Annotated in this window: 17 protein-coding genes; 8 read left to right on the top strand and 9 right to left on the bottom strand. The window is 35.6% G+C overall.

Annotation, left to right across the window (positions count from 1 at the left end):
* Positions 1-23: 23 nt before the first annotated feature.
* From EO766_RS01815 to EO766_RS01780, 8 genes are all read left to right on the top strand, one after another.
* Positions 24-1,028, top strand: coding sequence for a Rossmann-fold NAD(P)-binding domain-containing protein (locus EO766_RS01815; RefSeq protein WP_074420485.1), 1,005 nt, complete (start codon positions 24-26; stop codon positions 1,026-1,028).
* Positions 1,028-1,816, top strand: coding sequence for an acetylglutamate kinase (gene argB / locus EO766_RS01810; RefSeq protein ID WP_074420484.1), 789 nt, complete (start codon positions 1,028-1,030; stop codon positions 1,814-1,816). The genes EO766_RS01815 and argB overlap by 1 nt, the downstream gene beginning before the upstream one ends.
* A gap of 11 nt (positions 1,817-1,827) precedes the next feature.
* Positions 1,828-2,949, top strand: coding sequence for a M20 family metallo-hydrolase (locus EO766_RS01805; RefSeq protein WP_074420483.1), 1,122 nt, complete (start codon positions 1,828-1,830; stop codon positions 2,947-2,949).
* 37 nt (positions 2,950-2,986) lie between these two features.
* Positions 2,987-4,330, top strand: a complete 1,344-nt coding sequence (argH, locus tag EO766_RS01800; RefSeq protein WP_074421022.1) for an argininosuccinate lyase — start codon at positions 2,987-2,989, stop codon at positions 4,328-4,330.
* Positions 4,331-4,503: 173 nt separating this feature from the next.
* The gene (gene bamJ, locus EO766_RS01795; protein ID WP_287100649.1) at positions 4,504-5,217 is read left to right on the top strand and encodes a BamJ family beta-barrel-assembly machinery protein; all 714 of its coding nucleotides are present in this window, start codon (positions 4,504-4,506) and stop codon (positions 5,215-5,217) included.
* Positions 5,218-5,327: 110 nt separating this feature from the next.
* On the top strand, positions 5,328-6,599 hold the full coding sequence (locus EO766_RS01790; RefSeq protein WP_074421021.1) for a hemolysin family protein: 1,272 nt from the start codon (positions 5,328-5,330) through the stop codon (positions 6,597-6,599).
* A gap of 114 nt (positions 6,600-6,713) precedes the next feature.
* Entirely contained in the window at positions 6,714-7,571 is an 858-nt protein-coding gene (gene tatC, locus EO766_RS01785; RefSeq protein WP_074421020.1) for a twin-arginine translocase subunit TatC, read from the top strand.
* 151 nt (positions 7,572-7,722) lie between these two features.
* Entirely contained in the window at positions 7,723-9,273 is a 1,551-nt protein-coding gene (locus tag EO766_RS01780) for a M28 family peptidase (RefSeq protein ID WP_074421019.1), read from the top strand.
* Between the two features lie 103 nt (positions 9,274-9,376).
* Here the strand turns inward: EO766_RS01780 and EO766_RS01775 are convergent, their stop codons facing one another.
* The 9 genes from EO766_RS01775 to EO766_RS01735 form a co-directional block, all read right to left on the bottom strand.
* Positions 9,377-10,600, bottom strand: coding sequence for a TlpA disulfide reductase family protein (locus EO766_RS01775; RefSeq protein ID WP_074421018.1), 1,224 nt, complete (start codon positions 10,598-10,600; stop codon positions 9,377-9,379).
* Between the two features lie 44 nt (positions 10,601-10,644).
* On the bottom strand, positions 10,645-10,812 hold the full coding sequence (locus tag EO766_RS01770) for a hypothetical protein (RefSeq protein WP_287100648.1): 168 nt from the start codon (positions 10,810-10,812) through the stop codon (positions 10,645-10,647).
* Positions 10,813-10,976: 164 nt separating this feature from the next.
* Positions 10,977-12,317 (bottom strand): TlpA family protein disulfide reductase, encoded by a 1,341-nt coding sequence (locus EO766_RS01765; RefSeq protein WP_287100647.1) that lies wholly within the window; start codon positions 12,315-12,317, stop codon positions 10,977-10,979.
* 149 nt (positions 12,318-12,466) lie between these two features.
* The gene (locus EO766_RS01760; protein ID WP_143439263.1) at positions 12,467-12,631 is read right to left on the bottom strand and encodes a bacteriocin; all 165 of its coding nucleotides are present in this window, start codon (positions 12,629-12,631) and stop codon (positions 12,467-12,469) included.
* A 244-nt stretch (positions 12,632-12,875) separates the two neighbouring features.
* Positions 12,876-14,357, bottom strand: coding sequence for a TlpA family protein disulfide reductase (locus EO766_RS01755; RefSeq protein WP_074421321.1), 1,482 nt, complete (start codon positions 14,355-14,357; stop codon positions 12,876-12,878).
* A gap of 84 nt (positions 14,358-14,441) precedes the next feature.
* Positions 14,442-14,663 carry a bacteriocin gene (locus tag EO766_RS01750; RefSeq protein WP_074421322.1) on the bottom strand — a complete coding sequence of 74 codons (222 nt, stop codon included), beginning with the start codon at positions 14,661-14,663 and terminating at the stop codon, positions 14,442-14,444.
* Positions 14,664-14,896: 233 nt separating this feature from the next.
* Positions 14,897-16,291, bottom strand: a complete 1,395-nt coding sequence (locus EO766_RS01745; RefSeq protein ID WP_179855968.1) for a TlpA family protein disulfide reductase — start codon at positions 16,289-16,291, stop codon at positions 14,897-14,899.
* Positions 16,292-16,365: 74 nt separating this feature from the next.
* Positions 16,366-16,590, bottom strand: a complete 225-nt coding sequence (locus tag EO766_RS01740; RefSeq protein WP_143439698.1) for a hypothetical protein — start codon at positions 16,588-16,590, stop codon at positions 16,366-16,368.
* A 247-nt stretch (positions 16,591-16,837) separates the two neighbouring features.
* Positions 16,838-18,163 (bottom strand): TlpA family protein disulfide reductase, encoded by a 1,326-nt coding sequence (locus tag EO766_RS01735; RefSeq protein WP_074421293.1) that lies wholly within the window; start codon positions 18,161-18,163, stop codon positions 16,838-16,840.
* Between the last annotated feature and the right edge of the window lie 176 nt (positions 18,164-18,339).

Raw genomic sequence — 18,339 nt, 5'->3', positions numbered from 1 at the left:
TCATACCCTTTCAACTACATTACATGAAACAGTTTATCAATGTATATGATGTATTAACGCCGGAGATGCAACATACCGGCACTGCCATCAACAACATGGTAGCAGCGGCATTGGCTTATAAAGCCCATCCGTTAAAAGATCAACATTTAGGTAAAAACTTACGTATAGGTATGTTGTTTCTTAACCCCAGCTTACGTACCCGTTTAAGCACACAGGTAGCCGCCGCTAATTTGGGTATGGAAAGCATTGTGTTTAATGTAGACAAAGAAGGATGGGCATTAGAGTTTGAAGAAGGTGCCATTATGAGTGGCAATACGGTTGAACATATTAAAGATGCTGCCCCCATTTTGGGCAGCTATTTTGATGTGTTGGCCATACGTACCTTTCCCTCATTAAAAAACCGGGAAGATGATTACAGCGAATTATACATCAACCAGTTTATTCGCTACGCCAGTGTACCGGTTATTAGTTTAGAAAGCGCTACCCTACACCCCTTACAATCGCTCACCGATATTATTACCATACAGGAAGATTTACTGCGTAAATCCGGTACCGCACAAAAAAAACCAAAAGTAGTACTTACCTGGGCACCGCATGTAAAACCCTTACCGCAATGTGTAGCCAATAGCTTTGCACAATGGGTTAATGCCTGGGGTGAGGTCGATTTTGTAATTACGCATCCGGAAGATTATGCCTTAGATACCCAATTTACCAACGGTGCCACCATTACGCATAACCAAACAGAAGCATTACAAGATGCCGATTATGTATATGTAAAAAACTGGAGCACCTACCACGACTATGGCAAAATATATGAAAACGACCCGGCCTGGATGTTGACCAATGAAAGGCTGGCACTTACCAATAATGCCAAAGTAATGCATTGCCTGCCGGTTAGAAGAAATGTGGAATTGAGTGATGAAATATTAGATGGCCCCAACAGCCTGGTAACGACAGAGGCAGGTAACCGCGTATGGGCCGCACAGGCAGTATTGGCCAATATTTTACAAACTCTGAAACAAGGCTAATGGAACAGGTATTTATTTTAAAAGTAGGCGGCAATATTATTGATGACGAACAGCAACTCGCTGCTTTCCTGCAGGCCTTTGCCGAAATACCAGGAAAAAAAATATTGATTCATGGCGGCGGTAAACTGGCTACCCGCATGGCAGCACAATTACAAATACCACAACAAATGGTGGGCGGACGCAGAATTACGGATGCAGAAACGCTTAAAACTGTTACCATGGTGTATGCCGGCTACATAAACAAAAATATAGTAGCCCAATTGCAATCTTTTCAATGTAATGCAATAGGTTTAACCGGCGCCGATGGCAATTTAATACAAGCCCACCAACGCATACACCCAACTATTGATTATGGTTTTGTGGGCGATGTAGATGGTATTAACACCGCATTATTACAACAATTGCTCAACAACAATAGCAGTGTGGTAGTAGCGCCTATTACCCATAACGGCAATGGGCATTTACTGAATACCAATGCCGATACCATTGCGCAGGAAATAGCAACAGCGCTGGCACCACACTATGCAGTATCGTTAATTTATCTGTTTGAAAAAGCTGGCGTATTAATGGATGTAAACGATGATACATCGGTGGTTCCATTGATCACGCCCCAAATATATGCACAACTGAAAGCACAGGGAATTATTGCAGATGGCATGCTGCCCAAATTAGAGAATGCGTTTACCGCATTGCAAAAGGGGGTGCAGCGTGTTATAATTGGCAAAGCAAACGTATTATCCGAACTATTGAAGGGTACTTCCGGTACCACCCTTACTTCGGGAACATAAAAAAATTCTTTATGCAGTCAAACGAATCGGTTACAACGGTAGCATATTTAGCAAAAGATGCAACCCGGCTTTTAAAAAAATTAATTGCTACCCCTTCCTTCAGCAAAGAAGAGGAGGAAACAGCAGAATTAATTCAAACATTCTTAGAAAGCAAAGGGGTAACTACCCATCAGTTCTTAAATAATATCTGGGCAAAAAACAAATACTTTAATCCCGATAAACCCACTATCCTCTTAAACTCACACCACGATACGGTAAAACCCAATAAAGCCTATACCCTGCCTCCATTTGAACCTATTGAAAAAGATGGTAAATTATACGGCTTAGGCAGTAATGATGCCGGCGGATGCTTAGTTTCTTTAATGGCTGTTTTTTTACATTTTTACCAGCAGGAAAATCTGGCTTATAACCTCATTATGGCCGCAACGGCAGAAGAAGAAATTTCAGGCAGCAATGGCGTAGAAATATTGTTACCCCGCCTACCTAAAATAGATTGCGGCATTGTAGGCGAACCTACTTTAATGAATATGGCCCTGGCTGAAAAAGGTTTACTGGTTATTGATTGCACGGCACAAGGCAAACCCGGCCATGCAGCCAGAGAAGAAGGCGATAATGCCATATTAAAAGCCATGAAAGATATTGAATGGTTTACCCAATACCGGTTTGAGAAAGTGAGCGATTTATTAGGGCCTGTTAAAATGAGTGTTACCGTTATTCAAACCGATAATAAACAGCACAATGTAGTGCCGGCACAATGCCAGTTTGTAGTAGATATTCGGGTAAATGAATTGTATACTTTTGAAGAAATACTGGCGGTAATTCAACAAAACATACAAAGTCAGTTTCAGCCAAGAAGCTGCCGTTTACGTTCTACCTCCATTGCAATGGAACATCCGCTGATACAAGCAGGACTTAGTTTAGGCAGAACCTGTTACGGATCGCCCACTACCAGCGATAAAGCATTGATGCCCTTCCCTACGTTGAAAATGGGGCCGGGCGACAGCGCCAGAAGCCATAGTGCGGATGAGTTTATTTTTACGGATGAGATTACCAACGGTATTGCATTATACATTGAACTATTGAACAAAGTATTATTACCTGTTTCCGAAAAAAAGCAGCCGGTAAAACAATAAAAACTGATTTATTTTTTAACCACGTATATACAACATCATGAAACTCTGGCAAAAAGATAGCGGTGCATTACAGGCAGTAGAACAGTTTACTGTAGGCAACGATAGGGCTATGGACATGTACCTGGCATCCTTTGATGTATTGGGTTCAATGGCACATATTACCATGCTGGCAGCCGTGGGATTATTGGAAACATCAGAAGCCCGATTATTGAAAAAAGAACTGCTTCATATTTATACTACCATTGAAGCCGGCCAATTTCAGTTAGCAGATGATGTGGAAGACATACATTCACAAATTGAAATTTTGCTTACCGAAAAATTAGGCGAAGTAGGCAAAAAAATACACAGTGCCCGCAGCAGAAACGATCAGGTGTTGGTAGACATTAAATTGTTTTTACGCCACGAAATTACCGATACCGTTAGGGCCATACAGCTATTTTTTTCCCTACTGCAACAACAAAGCGAGCGGTTCAAAAACCATTTACTGCCCGGCTACACGCATTTGCAATTGGCCATGCCCTCTTCTTTTGGGTTATGGTTTGGCGCTTATGCCGAAAGTTTGGTGGATGATTGTATTACACTGCAATCGGCGTATAAAGTGGTCAATAAAAATCCCTTAGGCAGTGCAGCGGGTTATGGTTCATCTTTCCCCATTAACCGTACATTGACCACCAATTTATTAGGCTTTGATGATTTGAATTACAATGTAGTTTATGCACAAATGGGTAGGGGTAAGGCAGAACGCATCACCGCACAAGCTTTGGCCAATGTAGCTGACACCTTAGCTCGTTTAAGTATGGACATGTGCCTGTACCTGAACCAGAATTTCGATTTTGTATCTTTCCCGGCTGAGTTAACAACCGGCAGCAGCATTATGCCGCATAAAAAAAATCCGGATGTATTTGAACTCATTCGTTCGCATTGTAATCGTATCAAAGCATTGCCGAATGAAATTACCATGCAAACCACCAATTTGCCATCAGGCTATCACCGCGATTTACAGTTGTTGAAAGAACATTTGTTTCCTGCCTTTAGCATTGTACGTCAATGCCTGCAAATGGCTACGCTGATGCTAGAAAATATACACATTAAGGAGCATATTATTGCCGATGAAAAATACCGCTATCTATTTAGTGTGGAAGAAGTAAACAAATTAGTATTACAGGGCGTACCTTTTCGCGAAGCCTATCAACAAATTGGCCGGCAAATTGAAGCCGGGCAATTTACCTACAGCACCCAATTGCACCATACCCATGAAGGCAGTATAGGTAATTTGTGTAACCCGCAAATACAACACCAAATGGATACCGTAATAGCCGGATTTGGTTTTGAAAAAGCAGCACAGGCTATTGCTCAATTGCTGGCCGATGCCAAAGGATGATGACAGAAATCTGTTAAAAACAGCATTGCCAACCTATAAAAAACCGGCATCCTGTATTTCCATTCAAATTTGTTGCTTATCATTGCTTACGAAATAAAAATTGTTGTTCAAAAAACAACCGATGAAAGTTATACAGATTGTACATTATCAACACATCCTATTAAGCTAAGTATATGACTAAATTATTCCTTCCTATCGCTATTTTATTAGGCAGCCCAGCATTGCATGCACAAACCAAAAAGCCCATGCCGACGCACAGCACGACACATCCTAATACCCTTCTACTCAAAACAGAAAAAGACTCAGCCAGTTATGCATTGGGTATTAGTGTGGGGCAATCGTTAGAAGCACAAAACCTATCCAATATCAATACCGAATTATTTTTGAAAGGCTTAAAAGAAATTACCGAAAAGAAAAAAGTGCAACTAACCGATGCGCAGGTAATGAATATCATTACTGCTTATGCAGCCAAAATGCATGAGCTGAGAACTCAGGCCAATATAGCAGCCGGCAAAAAATTTCTGGAAGCCAATGGCAAACGTCCTGGTGTAGTTACCCTGCCCGATGGATTGGAATATGAAGTACTGAAAGCCGGTACCGATACCATAAAACCCACCTTAGCCGATAAAGTAACCTGCCATTACCACGGTACACTTATTGACGGAACAGTATTTGATAGTTCGGTTGATAGAGGTGAACCAGTAACATTTCCATTGAATGGCGTGATAAAAGGCTGGCAGGAAGCCCTGCAATTAATGACCGTAGGCAGCAAGTGGAAAATTTACCTTCCCTCCGATTTGGCTTATGGCAACAAAGGAGCAGGCGAAAAAATTGGCCCCGGCGCTACCTTGGTTTTTACGGTAGAACTGTTGGGTGTTCAAAAATAATGGACATCACCCCCTAAAAATTACATAAAAGCAATCTTAAAAGCTATTAGCGTAGGTTGCAGTTGGTGGCATGTGGTACATATCATTAAGATTTATTACTTTCGTATGGTATGGATCAATTGTACACCTTTATTTGGCTAATTGTTACACTACTGTTCATCGGTTTTTTTGCCGGTTATGAAATTGCTTTTTTAAGTGCCAATCGTTTAAGCATTGAATTAAAGAAAAAGCAGGGCCGCAGCGGTGGCATTATTGTAGGTAAATTTTTAGATAAGCCCACACAATTTATAGGCACCTGCCTGATTGGTGTGAATGTTTTTTTGGTGGCCTATGGCTTGTTGTTTGATGAATTACTCAACTCCAGTATCTGGAATTTCTTTAAACGCTTTTTCGATATTGAAAATAGCTATTTGAAATTGATTTTCAATACCCTGCTCTCTACCCTGATTGTATTAATTTTTGGTGAATTTATACCTAAAGCCATTTTTCGTGCCAGGAACGACAGTTTATTGATTGTTTTTGCACCTTTGGCAAAATTCTTCCACAATATTTTTCAACCATTGGCCGTATTTTTTGTAGGCATTTCACAATGGATTTTAAAATACATTTTTAATGTGCCGGTGAAAGATAAAAGTGAGGTATTCAGTAAAATAGATTTGGAGCATTTATACCAACAAAATAAAGATACCGATGAAGAAAATGCAGAGGTAAACAATGAGTTGTTTGAAAACGCATTGAGCTTACCCATGGTTAAAATACGCCAGTGCTTAGTACCCCGAACCGAAATTGAAGCAGTTGAAATCACCGCAACCTTAGAGGAAGTACGCGAACGCTACATACAAACCAAACTCAGCAAGCTGATTGTATATGAAGATACCATCGATAATATTTTGGGCTATATTCATCAGTTAGACTTGTTTAAAAAACCCGCTGCCATTAAAGATATTTTGTTGCCAATACCAGCCGTTCCTGAAACCATGAGCGCCACCGATTTAATCAACAAATTCACCAAAGAACGCAAAACCATTGCCTGGGTGGTAGATGAATTTGGCGGCACGGCAGGTATTGTTACATTAGAAGATTTATTGGAAGAAATTTTTGGAGAAATTAAAGATGAATACGACACCGAAGATTTGGTGGAAAAACAAATAGCCGAAAAAGAATTTTTGTTCAGCGGCCGGCTGGAATTGGACTATCTGAACGAAAAATACCATTTGGAATTTAATGATGAAGAATCAGAAACACTGAGTGGATTTATTATTAACCAGCATACCACCATTCCCAAGCCCAAAGAAAAAATCATCATCGGTCCTTACCAGTTTGATATATTGAATGTGAGTGAAACCCGCATTGATATGGTAAAATTAAAAATATTAGAATAAGCAATACCCCTGTTGGTAGAAGGTTACAAGGTTTATTTTGTTAAATACATATTTTTCGTTTTTTGCTAACTTCATCCCATTAACTTTGTGCCCTAATTGAATGTTGCAGGATCAATGGCAAATTTTCGTAAAAAAAATGGAACCGCCGAAACCGTTGAGATGACCTTTATTGATCATCTGGATGCTTTAAGGATGCATATCATCCGCAGTGTTTTGGTGATATTTATAACCAGTATTGTTATTTTTATTTACCGTAACTGGGTATTCGATAATATTATTACCGGTCCCATCAATCCCAATTTTATTACCTATCGTGCTTTATACAAAATAAGCCATTGGTTGGGTATGGGCGATGGATTAACCCTACCACCCGTTCAGGTAAACATGCAAACTACCAGTTTCGGCGGTCAGTTTCTGGGCAGTATTACATTAGCTTTTACTATGGGCGCTATCGTATCGGCTCCTTATGTATTTTGGGAATTATGGCGTTTTATTAAACCGGCATTAACCCCCAAAGAATTGAAGAATACCCGCTTTGCTATTTTTTGGGTTTCGTTTTTCTTTTTTCTGGGTGCTGCATTCGGCTTCTTTTTATTAGGCCCCTATACCTTTAACTTCTTAGCCAATTTTAAATTAGGCACGCTTTCTATGTTAGAAACCCGGCCTACCCTTACCGATTATTTAGAGAACTTAACCAATATTATTCTGGGTTGTGGACTGGCCTTTGAGTTGCCTGTGGTAACCTTTGTACTCACCCGTATTGGTTTATTAACCCCCATGTTCATGCGCCGCAGCAGGCGTTATGCCATTGTTATTTTGCTCACCATTGCTGCATTCATTACGCCCAGTCCCGACTGGATGAGTATGATGATTGTGTTTGTACCCTTAATGTCGCTGTACGAATTGAGTATTCTGGTGGCCGCTAAAGTGTATAAAGATGAGCAAAAGAAAGAAAAAGAAGAATGGGGATAATGGGAGAACCCTACCATTAGTGTAATTCTTTTCAATTTACTTGCCGCTCCTTCTTATTTTCGATACCTATTTTTTAAAATGGTCAATATGCCGGAATAGACACTATTTTGCCATATTAATCATGAATTATTTTTTACTTAAACCAATGCACATGATGAAGAAAATGTTACTCTTTGTTGCGCTGTTTGCCACCTGGCAGTTACAGGCACAAACCGGTGAGGATGCTGCACAAAAATTTGCACAACTCATTAATCCTACAGCTTTAAAAGAAAAATTAACCATTTTAGCCAGCGATGAAATGGAGGGCCGCGAAACCGCTACTCCCGGCCAAAAGAAAGCTGCTGCTTACATTGAATCAGAATTTAAAAAATTTGGATTAAAGCCAGGCAATGGCAACAGCTATCAGCAATACTTCCCCGTTTATCAGGATGAATTAACCGATGAACAGTTTCGTATTAATGGCGTAAACTATGCATGGAATAAGGATTATAATTTTTCTATCAATGCGTTGCAAGATGGTCAGTTTAATTATCAGAACACTGTTTTTGCCGGATATGGCATTGTAGATGAAAATGCCAACATTAACGAATACAAAGGTTTAGATGTTGCCGGTAAATTAGTGATTGTATTAGAAGGCGGACCTAAAGACTTAATGGAAAAAATCAAAGTTCCCAACAATCGTTTCAGTCCATTTGGTATGTATGCAAAAGTAATGGCAGTCCGCCGTTTAGGTGCAGCCGGCATTTTATTGGTTTCTAATGAATACCCAAGAGAAAAGCCTGTTTCTAAAATGGGCAATATGTACCTGAAACCCAATGAAGGAAAACCCTTTATCAATGCCACCATTTCTACGGCAATGACTTCTGCGTTATTGGGCAGAACCGCCACATTAAGCTGGCAACAATTGGCAGATATAAATCCGGGCACCTATTATGCGGATGTGCAAATTGCTATGCACAAAAAAACCAATGAATTACAAAGCAGCAATGTAATTGCCATTTTACCCGGTACCGATAAAAAAGATGAATATGTATTTTTAACCGCTCATTATGACCACTTAGGAAAACATGATGGCAAAATATATTATGGTGCCGATGATGATGGTTCTGGAACAACCGCTGTACTACAAATGGCAGAAGCTTTTAGCGCCGCAGCTAAAGAAGGCTATAAACCACACCGCACCATTGTATTTATGACGGTTAGTGGTGAAGAAAAAGGTTTATGGGGTAGTGAATACTATTCAGAACATCCCATCTTCCCATTAGATAAAACCTCTGTTGATTTGAATACAGATATGATAGGCCGATTAGATACCGAACGTAAAACAGCCGATTCATTAAACTATGTATATGTAATTGGGCACGATAAATTAAGCAGCGAATTACCCATTATTAATGAAGCCGTCAATAAAAAATATGTAGGCTTGAATTTAGATTACAAGTACGACTATCCACAGGATCCTAATCGTATTTACTACCGCAGCGATCATTATAATTTTGCCAAGAAAGGTGTACCCATTCTATTTTTTTATGATGGCATGTTGTTAGCCGATTACCACAAGCCAACCGATACAGTTGATAAAATTAATTTTGAACTGATGAGTAAAAGAGCCCAGATGATATTTTACACAGCCTGGGAAATGGCCAACCGCGATAATATGTTGGTACGCGATAAACCATTGAATATGCCCAATGCCCGATAATGCGCAATATTCCATTATTTACAGCAACCCCATACCGTTTGGTATGGGGGTTTTTTAATTAGGGAATATGGATTATAAAACTGAATCGTAGTAATAGAAATATTTAATACTCAAAAATAGCATGTAGCTGCTGTTTTAATGCAGGAATATAAGCAATGGGAGAAGTATAGTAGCCACCATATTTCGCTACAATACAACCTTGTTTATCTAATAGCAGCATAGATGGAATTGTTACTATTTGATAGGCATCCCCAATTTTTTGTAATTGCCCTCCATCTTTTTTAATCACCGGCTGATCAAATATTTGAATCCAAGGCAGGTTGGCATGTTCTACCCAACGGTGCCAGTCTGCAGCACTTTCTTCAGTAGAAATACTTATAATAGCTAAATGATTCCGATATAGTGAATCTATATTTTTGAGATACGGTTCTATTTGCCGGCATGGCAGGCAATAAGAGGCACCGAACTCCAATAAAACATATTGCTGCTGTTTGTATGCTGCCAAATGTATGGTATTACCTTTTACATCTGTTATGGTAAAATCGGGCACAGTATTTCCTACTGCAAATTTTTTTTCATTGGCAATATATTGCGCAATCATCTTACCATTCTTACTCTTCTTTAAATCATCAGGAAAAGAGGCATACATTTTTTCTATAGTAGCAAGGGGCATCCAATCATTTTTGGCAGACGCTAACCAACTTAATATAAAATAAGAAAATGGATGTTGTAAAATAAACAATGAATCATCCGTTTTTTCACTGCGATTAAACAGATGTACCCTTTCCTGAAGCTGTTGTAGCAATGACCGATATACAGCAATTAGCGAAGTATTATTTTCATGCGCAGCTTTTTGAATAATTTGCTGATAAAAAAGTATACTATCACGCAATGGTTTTAGCAAGGCCTTATAGCGTGCTTCAATACGTCTGTACGCATTAAAAATACTGTCTTCTTCAGAACCTGTTAAGTGTGCATTGTAATATACATTATTCTTAGGAAGTGTTAGGTGCATGGTTGCAGGCGATAAGAAAATATCACAATACTCATTACTGGCTATAGCATTCATTACCGGCCCAATAGAACAGGAAGCCATTACCGGTTCTGCAATGCAGCCTTTAAAATAAAAACTTTGGTTAACCACTTTACAACTGTCTGTTACAAATTTTGTAAGAGTTGCCGCATATTGCAGGTAAATCGTTGTACCATTTGGCCATTGTGTAGTACCTTGTAAGGTAAAAGATTTACAGGCACCCTGTTGGGCGAATAGGCAAGGAAAAGAGAATAAAAGAAGAAAGGGGGAAAAGAAGAAAATTGACTTTCGCATATTTTTTTATAAATAAAATAAAAATATAGAAAACAAAAAATAAATTAAGCACCTATTAAATAGGTGCTTAAAATTTTAGGAACATGCATAATAATAATAAGGTAGCGATTGCGTATTACATAAAGTTCTTGTGCATGTACCTGAAGTGCCCGCAATAGTTGTGCAAGTTGTACCCGGCCCACTTCCTGCAGGGCATTCTTGATTACAATCATCACTACCACCTTTAATTTGTTTCATTTCTTCTTTAGTTAATTGTTTCATTTTTGTAAAATTTAAAAGTTTAAAAATATACCTGTACACCTGCACAGGCAACCCTTGCGCTTAGGTAATAGAAAGTAACTCATTTTTAAATAGCATATACAGTATATGTAGTATTTTATTTTATATGAATATATTTTTTTGTCTCTAGTTGAATTAATAATGGTAATACAGAATTTTGAAAAAATTCTTTTGCCTCCAAGATATCTTGAGAACCACCACGTCGAATATATGCCTGTTCCCATTTTTCTGTCCATATTATATTTGCAGGAAAAATTGGCGCACCTTGTAAAAAATCATTTTGCTCAGAAGAGATTGAATAAACTGGGAAACGAATTTGATAACGTTTTTTAAAAATATTAATCGTGTCCTGATTCTCCATAGCAAAAGATAAAAAAATAATATCAGAATGTTGCTTTAAACTATCATACAAATTATTTAACGCTGGAAACTCAGCAATGCATGGTGGACAGTTGGCAAACCAAAAATTGGCAAAAATAATTTTATGATTCAAAGACAAACCGGTGATGCTTCTAAGCAAATCTATTTGCTGGTTATTCAATATTTTTTTTGTTGGATTGGTTATTTTCCATTTCATATCTATTGAGGTAGCAGAATTTACACGCTTTAACTTAACATATCCATCCTCAGGTTTCTTTTGCTTGAAAACATAGTTTTTTTTATTTAAACATATAGTATCTGAAAATAACCGTACATTACTAACCATTTTTTGGCTGATATCTACAAGTCTTATGCTATATAAATATTTTTGCAACACTAATTGACTAAAACTAAAAGGGACAAATTCAATTAACTGGAATGAATAACTATTCCCATTAATTTTCTTGTTACCGATGTAACTTTTTGTATCGGAAAGCTCAATTGTACTATATTGAATTTGCGTTGTAGGACTAACTTTTACCGATGCTTCAAATTTAAAATGCAAAAGCTGGTTGTTATAACAACCGGATACATTAATGAATGTAATTCTATGATGTTTTTCATTTGGTTGAACATTCATATTTGTTAATACAATAGCAGAATCATTGAAAAAACTACCATCATTATTACTATCGGGTACAATGAAATACTGGTCATTGGAAAGCTTTCCTAAAAATATTTTAATAGTAGTAGTCGTGTTGGTATCTTGACAAATACACAAAAGTTCATCATGTGACAATTTTTCTTTGATTGAATCGTAGGCAATTGTACTAATCTTTCCAGATTGCCATTCATTGTAATACCTTTGTGGCCGATTGAAATAAAATTTACAAACAGTAAATGATTTACAACCTTTGTATTTAGCATATAAAGAATCGTGTTTATTTAACTGACCGTCATTTCCCATTATAATTAAATTATGGCTTTTATAAAAATCCGCTTCATTTTTAACTACTGGAATTTTTATACCACAAGAAGTAAACAGGAATAAAACTATCAGAATGTGAAAGAATTTCATTGATTAAATTTATTGAATGGTAGTATGCTTTAAACTTTTTGGAAAGGAAGGACAATATGTATTTGCATAGCTTTGTCCTTCCTTAAGAGAATACTATTCTGCTATTAAGAATATCAACAAAAATGATTTGTTCTGTTGCTGTAGCAGTTTTAACAGCCTATACTACGCCCATTACAAATCAGTTCTTTATCCGATTTTCCTCTTTCACATTGTTTCGTTGGGCCACATAATGGTCCATACCAACATGAAATACAAACAGAAGGATCAGTACCTCCTTTAATTTGTTTCATTTCATCTTTTGTTAATTGTTTCATTTTTGTAAAATTTAAAAGTTTAAAAATATACCTGTACACCTGCACAGGCAACCCTTGCACTTAGGTAGTATAAAAATATAAACATTTTTTGAATACTACGTGTAAGGGAAGCCCTACAATTTTGAAAATGAATTAGTAAGAATATTTTTTTAGTTTTCAAGCACAGATAATATTACTTCCATCATAAATTCTTTAGAAAATATCAGATCGGTTTTACCATTATATTTATTTTTAATTAGTACCATCAATTTTCATTTATTGAAGAATAATATACCTGAATACGCCCTAACAACTCATTCAAATTATTCACAAACTCAGGATGATTGGCTCGGAGTGGAAAATTGGTAGAAAGAATATCACCATTGGCAAGTAGCACCATAAAGCGAGGTACTTGAGCTATTTGGTATTGTTGTAAAAAAGGATTCTTGTCAATTTTATCAAGACAATAAGAATAGGCCTGCATAGATGACCGTTGTTGAAGAAAATTCTGCCAGACTTTCTTATCCTTATCAATTGATATTGTATAGAGATCAATTTTATCTTTTAATACTTTTTGCACACTATCCAAAGCAGGCATCTCTGCTAAACATGGCCCACACCAGGTAGCCCAATAATTAAGAACAATTGGTTTGTTGGTTTTGAGTAAATGCGAAAGGGATATTTGTTTCCCAGAATAGTTAATTAACGAAGTGTTTTTATAAGGCAATATATTAGCATATGCATTTTCAAAATTGTTATAACGAGTAATAATGGCTTGTTGATCTGCTTTAGCTACATGATAGACACCATATAATAAACTGTCTCTAATGTTGGTGACTAATGGCAAATAGGCGGTATTATACCAAAAAGTAATTTTACTGAATTGGTTTAAGCTAAATACACGAAACGTAGCTTTAGAAAATAACTGATTGGCAATAAAAAAACATTGTTTAAACTGCTTTTTGGTGAATAGCCCATCTGCAGTAATATTGGCATTGGCTTTCACCACTGCATCTAATGCCATTCGATAATAAGGAACTACTGATTTTAAAGATTCAATACTATCTAAGAAAGGAACAAATGTGCTAAAAATTTCTTTTTCTTTAGCGGTTAAGGGTAATTTATGATTAACAAAATATTGGTACAATACATCAATGAAAGCACATTTTGAATTATTTTTAAAAAGCTTTAAATTATTATCATCTTTTTTATTAAAAAACGAATCTATAAAACGAGAATCTAATAGAAATTTTTGATTGGAAAAATTTAGATATTCGTTAAAAGTAAGCGTGGTATCTTTTAAAGTACTTAAAATAAATTGTGATTGAGCGCTATTATTATGGGCAGCATAATATTTTAAATAAAAATAACGTACCGGGTTTTTGTCTGACAAAACAAATCTTTGAGTTTTATCTATTTCTAAAAAAACAGTGTCTCCATCTTTTACACTAATAGTTGGGTTATATGCTACTTGAATGTTGGTATAAGGTAGTTGTATCTTAAATATTTTTTTAGTAGAATCATTTACAATAGAAAAGGTTTGATTGCTGAGTGTCACAAAAGGATAAAAACTATTATAAGATATACTTAATGTTTTAGTCTGAAAATTTGCATTTGAAAAATCAGTCTGTATATATAGGTTGTATAACCGGTTATTTTGAATTTGAGCATCTGCTGCAGCTAAAAAAAAAAGAAATAGAACAAAAACCAATAGTTTACTGATAAAATTGTAAATCTTTAAACGCATTGAAAATGAATATTTATTGGTAGATATTTAAAAGAATTAATTCAAAAGATAACGCTACCCATTAAAATTGGGTAGCCTTATTAATTATAAACTACAAGAACAGGTAGCCTTTACTGCGGATGGAAAAGTGCTTTTACAAGCATCGTAATCAGTGTCGCAACTTGCAACATTAACAGAACCTAATTCAGATCCACCCGTAGAAGAATCCCAGCAAGTAGAAGTACATTGGCCGCCTAAAGATTGGTTAGGCGAACCGATTACACCCCCCTTAATTTGTTTCATTTCTTCTTTTGATAATTGTTTCATTTTTTTAAAAATTTAAAAGTTAAAAAATATACCTGTACACCTCCACAGGCAACCCTTGCGCTTAGGTAACCTAAAAATATAAACAATTTTTGAATAGTATGTGTAGGGGAAGCCCTACAATTTTGAAGAAAAAATTAAATAAAGATGAGTGTTTGGGGCAAGTAAACAAATACAAAGCAGCATATCTGCAATGCCGGATAGGCAACTAAACAAAGAAAATAAACACATTAAAACTAAAAAGAAAATTTCTTTAAATACTGGCTAATAACAGCATCATTTATTTCATCCAATAATTCTAGATTACCATATCCGTTAAATAACCCGTATTTAGGAATGACAGGAATTTTTTTAAAAATCGTGTCCTGATTTGCGAAATTTCTTCTAAATTGATTCGAGCCATACATATTCCGCTCAAACAAAAAAGATTTCCAACCGGGCTGGGATTGATCAACAGATACATATACAATATTCAAATCTGGGTACTTCTTTTTTAGCTCAACTATCTCAGGCAAACTTTTTAAACAAGGCAGGCACCAGGTAGCCCAAAAATAAATGAGTAAAGGCTTACCAGAATATTGAGCTAAAATATCTGTCAAATCTTTTGAATGAAATTGAATATCATATAAATTTTTATTTTTTTTCGAATCTTTCAATTCAGTTATTGGTGTTAGGGTACTTTTGTCAATATATTTAAAAAATATTGATTGCTTTGTTTCTTTCCTAAGCTTTTTATACAAAGGCCTGTCTAATTGTATTTTTTTACGTTTTACATATACAAATAAAGAGACAACAAGATAATCGTAAGAAATAGACTGCTTCTTAAAATAATGTCGAATATCATCATAATACATAGCAACTGCATGATCCGTTTTTAATCGACTAATTGAGGTTTTGGTAAGCTGTTTGGCAATGTTTGAAATTAATAAAGTAATATCACCTTGGGAGAAGACGGAAATTTTTTGGCGATTAATTTGATTGATATAATAGTTCAATCTCTTATTAAGCAATCCTAAACTATCCAATATGGGCATAAATTCAGTGAAATAATAATAGTTATCTGTTAATTTTTGTGTTTCTAATATGTAATGCCGCAAATCATCATTAATTTTTTGAGTAAAATCATAATTATTAATGAATTGATTGACCTTTTTTCTGTAAAAACTGTCATTTTTAGACAAATATAGCTCAATAAAATTTTCATTAGCTATGATACTATCTCGATGATGCAAAAAATAAGTGGTATACTTTTCATACAATGGCGCTTTCATTGCATAGCATTCATTTATAAATGCATTATATCTTTTATTTGCTTTATTTTGAGTATTAAAATCAGCATATCCGTTTTTGTTATGAATGGTAATGGTATCGGTATCAAATAACAGCCAATTGGTATCATTATTAACAGAAAATAGCTGACCAGGAATTATATGAAACACCTTCTTAACACCAGCAGTATCAATAAAATTGAAAGCACAACGATCAGAAAAGAAATCACACATAGATATTTGAACAGGATGTTGATAAGAAGCATTTACCTGCACTTGAACAACCGGCAGTTTACTCCGGGTTTTACATCCAACTATACTTAAAAAAATAAATAGACAAAATGGTAAAATTTTATTAGCCATAATTGAAGTTGTTAAAATTGAAATAATGAGGCCATTATAAAATGACCCCATTGCTTTGAAAATTTTAAAAAAATCTAACAGGCAACACTATAATGGCAAACCATACCATTTCCGGAATTATAACATCTGCCGGCACCACTTTGCTGTGATTTTCCATTGCATTTAATAACAATACCATTTGTACAATCGGCGTTACTAGAACATGGAGTGGTACCTGAATCACCACCAACAATTAATTTCATTTCAGCCTTAGATAATTTACCTGTCAAATTTTCTAACTGCATTTTTTTTGTTTGCATAATTTTTAATTTTTTAATGAATAAATTTAATTGACTACTGTATAACATTACAACAGTAATGATGCCGGCAATACTGCTGTGCACATACAGTATTAGCTACAACCGGTTTTCTTTCAGGTAGCTATGCTAAAAGAAATTTTTAAATTATCATTTACTATGCAATGAATTTAACAACAGTGTTGCGTAAATTTAAAAAAAATATTGATTATTATGTATAGGGAAATCCCTACAATTTTTTAAAGTGTATTTAATTTTTCTCCAGTAATGGCACTTTGAAGAGAATTTTAAATTGTTGGCATAATTTCTCTAATGCATCCATACCATTTTCATTAAATAATATATTTCCGGAGGCATCAGTCACCATAAAAGTAGGGTATACGCCCACTTGTAACTGTTTGTGGAGGGTATTTTCATCATCGTTACCCATTGCCTCATAATAAACGGGCCAATTGGGGTGGTGTTGCCAATAAAACAACTGTGCATTTTCCAGGCTATATTCATTTAGAATAGTCATGAACTGAAATGTATCAGGCAGATGATGCTGTAATTGTTCAATGGCCGGCTGTAAAGCCATACAAGGCTTGCACCAGCTACCGCTGAATTCAAGAATGGTGAATGGCTTTTCTTGAAAGTTGATCGGTACATTTTTATGTAATGCAAGTTGGTACAGATTGCTGCCTACTAAAACTGAGTAAGGAATCCTCCAATGGGTACTTAAAGCAGAATCAATGGTAAAATGCAAAATTTGGCTATCAAAATCAATGGCCTGTATATGCATACTATCTTTTCCAAAAACTGTTCTTTGCCTATTCTGTAAAACATAGTCTAACACGTTATATGCCACCAATTGTAAGCGTTCCTTTTCTATAGCATAAAATAAAATGGCAGCATACTCATTGATCTCTCTCATCTGCTTAGGATAAATAGCAGCCGTTAAGGAATAAGGAAAAATACGAAACTGATAGCTATTACCATTATACTTAAATAGTTCAGATTCATAATAAGTATAAGAAATAATATTAACTTTAAAACAATTAGTTTGCTTTAACAGGGTAGTATCGGAAAATGGTTTACCGGAAGCAGTTAAAGGCTCACAACGAAACGCAGCATCGAAAGAATGAACAGTATAATTAGTATCGGTATATGTTACATTATTCAGATAAATAATAGGCAGTTGTTTAATATAATCAACGTTTGACTGGCCGGGTAATTTTAACGGAAGATAGTACACGGAATCATCCATGAAAGAATGATTAAAGTTTTTATCAACCACTACTATCAAGTGTTGATTAACAGTACCTACCAAAATTGATATGGTATTATGTATGCTGCTATCATTATGAGATTGTATTTCTTTTTTAAATAGAGAATATTGTTGAATGACTGCACCATCCCTTAAAAGTATCGCTGAACCGCTATCGTCAGAATAGAATGGTGAATTAATTTCACTAATATAAAAAAAAGAAGAATCTGGTATATGGGGATGAAAAGAAATACTAAAACTTTGCGACAACAGTATCGTCGGTAGCAGCAAAATAAAAATAAAAAAATAAATATGTATGGTGTATTTCATAATTATACCTCTTGTTTGAAATAAGGAAATGGTTAGTTACTAGAGCGTATCTCAAAAGTATGTTTTTTGTAATAAATTGAATGAATTTGCCGTTTATAAGAGAAACGACATTTATGGATATCACAAACGAACAATGGGACTTGATCTGTGGGTTGATTGAAAAAAATATTCCGGCC

This window comes from Hydrotalea sp. AMD (assembly GCF_004100315.1).
GTDB lineage: Bacteria > Bacteroidota > Bacteroidia > Chitinophagales > Chitinophagaceae > Hydrotalea > Hydrotalea flava.
Note: the sequence above shows the minus strand (reverse complement) of the source record. Positions and strands in the feature narration are given on the sequence as shown.

Excerpts from the sequence above, each read along its gene's own strand:
- EO766_RS01745 (WP_179855968.1), bottom strand. The coding sequence starts at position 16,291 with ATGGCTAATAAAATTTTACCATTTTGTCTATTTATTTTTTTAAGTATA.
- EO766_RS01780 (WP_074421019.1), top strand. The coding sequence starts at position 7,723 with ATGATGAAGAAAATGTTACTCTTTGTTGCGCTGTTTGCCACCTGGCAG.
- EO766_RS01815 (WP_074420485.1), top strand. The coding sequence starts at position 24 with ATGAAACAGTTTATCAATGTATATGATGTATTAACGCCGGAGATGCAA.
- argB (WP_074420484.1), top strand. The coding sequence starts at position 1,028 with ATGGAACAGGTATTTATTTTAAAAGTAGGCGGCAATATTATTGATGAC.
- EO766_RS01805 (WP_074420483.1), top strand. The coding sequence starts at position 1,828 with ATGCAGTCAAACGAATCGGTTACAACGGTAGCATATTTAGCAAAAGAT.
- EO766_RS01740 (WP_143439698.1), bottom strand. The coding sequence starts at position 16,590 with ATGCAAACAAAAAAAATGCAGTTAGAAAATTTGACAGGTAAATTATCT.
- EO766_RS01775 (WP_074421018.1), bottom strand. The coding sequence starts at position 10,600 with ATGCGAAAGTCAATTTTCTTCTTTTCCCCCTTTCTTCTTTTATTCTCT.
- EO766_RS01750 (WP_074421322.1), bottom strand. The coding sequence starts at position 14,663 with ATGAAACAATTATCAAAAGAAGAAATGAAACAAATTAAGGGGGGTGTA.
- EO766_RS01770 (WP_287100648.1), bottom strand. The coding sequence starts at position 10,812 with ATGATTGTAATCAAGAATGCCCTGCAGGAAGTGGGCCGGGTACAACTT.
- bamJ (WP_287100649.1), top strand. The coding sequence starts at position 4,504 with ATGACTAAATTATTCCTTCCTATCGCTATTTTATTAGGCAGCCCAGCA.
- EO766_RS01760 (WP_143439263.1), bottom strand. The coding sequence starts at position 12,631 with ATGAAACAATTAACAAAAGATGAAATGAAACAAATTAAAGGAGGTACT.
- EO766_RS01790 (WP_074421021.1), top strand. The coding sequence starts at position 5,328 with ATGGATCAATTGTACACCTTTATTTGGCTAATTGTTACACTACTGTTC.
- EO766_RS01765 (WP_287100647.1), bottom strand. The coding sequence starts at position 12,317 with ATGAAATTCTTTCACATTCTGATAGTTTTATTCCTGTTTACTTCTTGT.
- EO766_RS01735 (WP_074421293.1), bottom strand. The coding sequence starts at position 18,163 with ATGAAATACACCATACATATTTATTTTTTTATTTTTATTTTGCTGCTA.
- tatC (WP_074421020.1), top strand. The coding sequence starts at position 6,714 with ATGGCAAATTTTCGTAAAAAAAATGGAACCGCCGAAACCGTTGAGATG.
- argH (WP_074421022.1), top strand. The coding sequence starts at position 2,987 with ATGAAACTCTGGCAAAAAGATAGCGGTGCATTACAGGCAGTAGAACAG.
- EO766_RS01755 (WP_074421321.1), bottom strand. The coding sequence starts at position 14,357 with ATGCGTTTAAAGATTTACAATTTTATCAGTAAACTATTGGTTTTTGTT.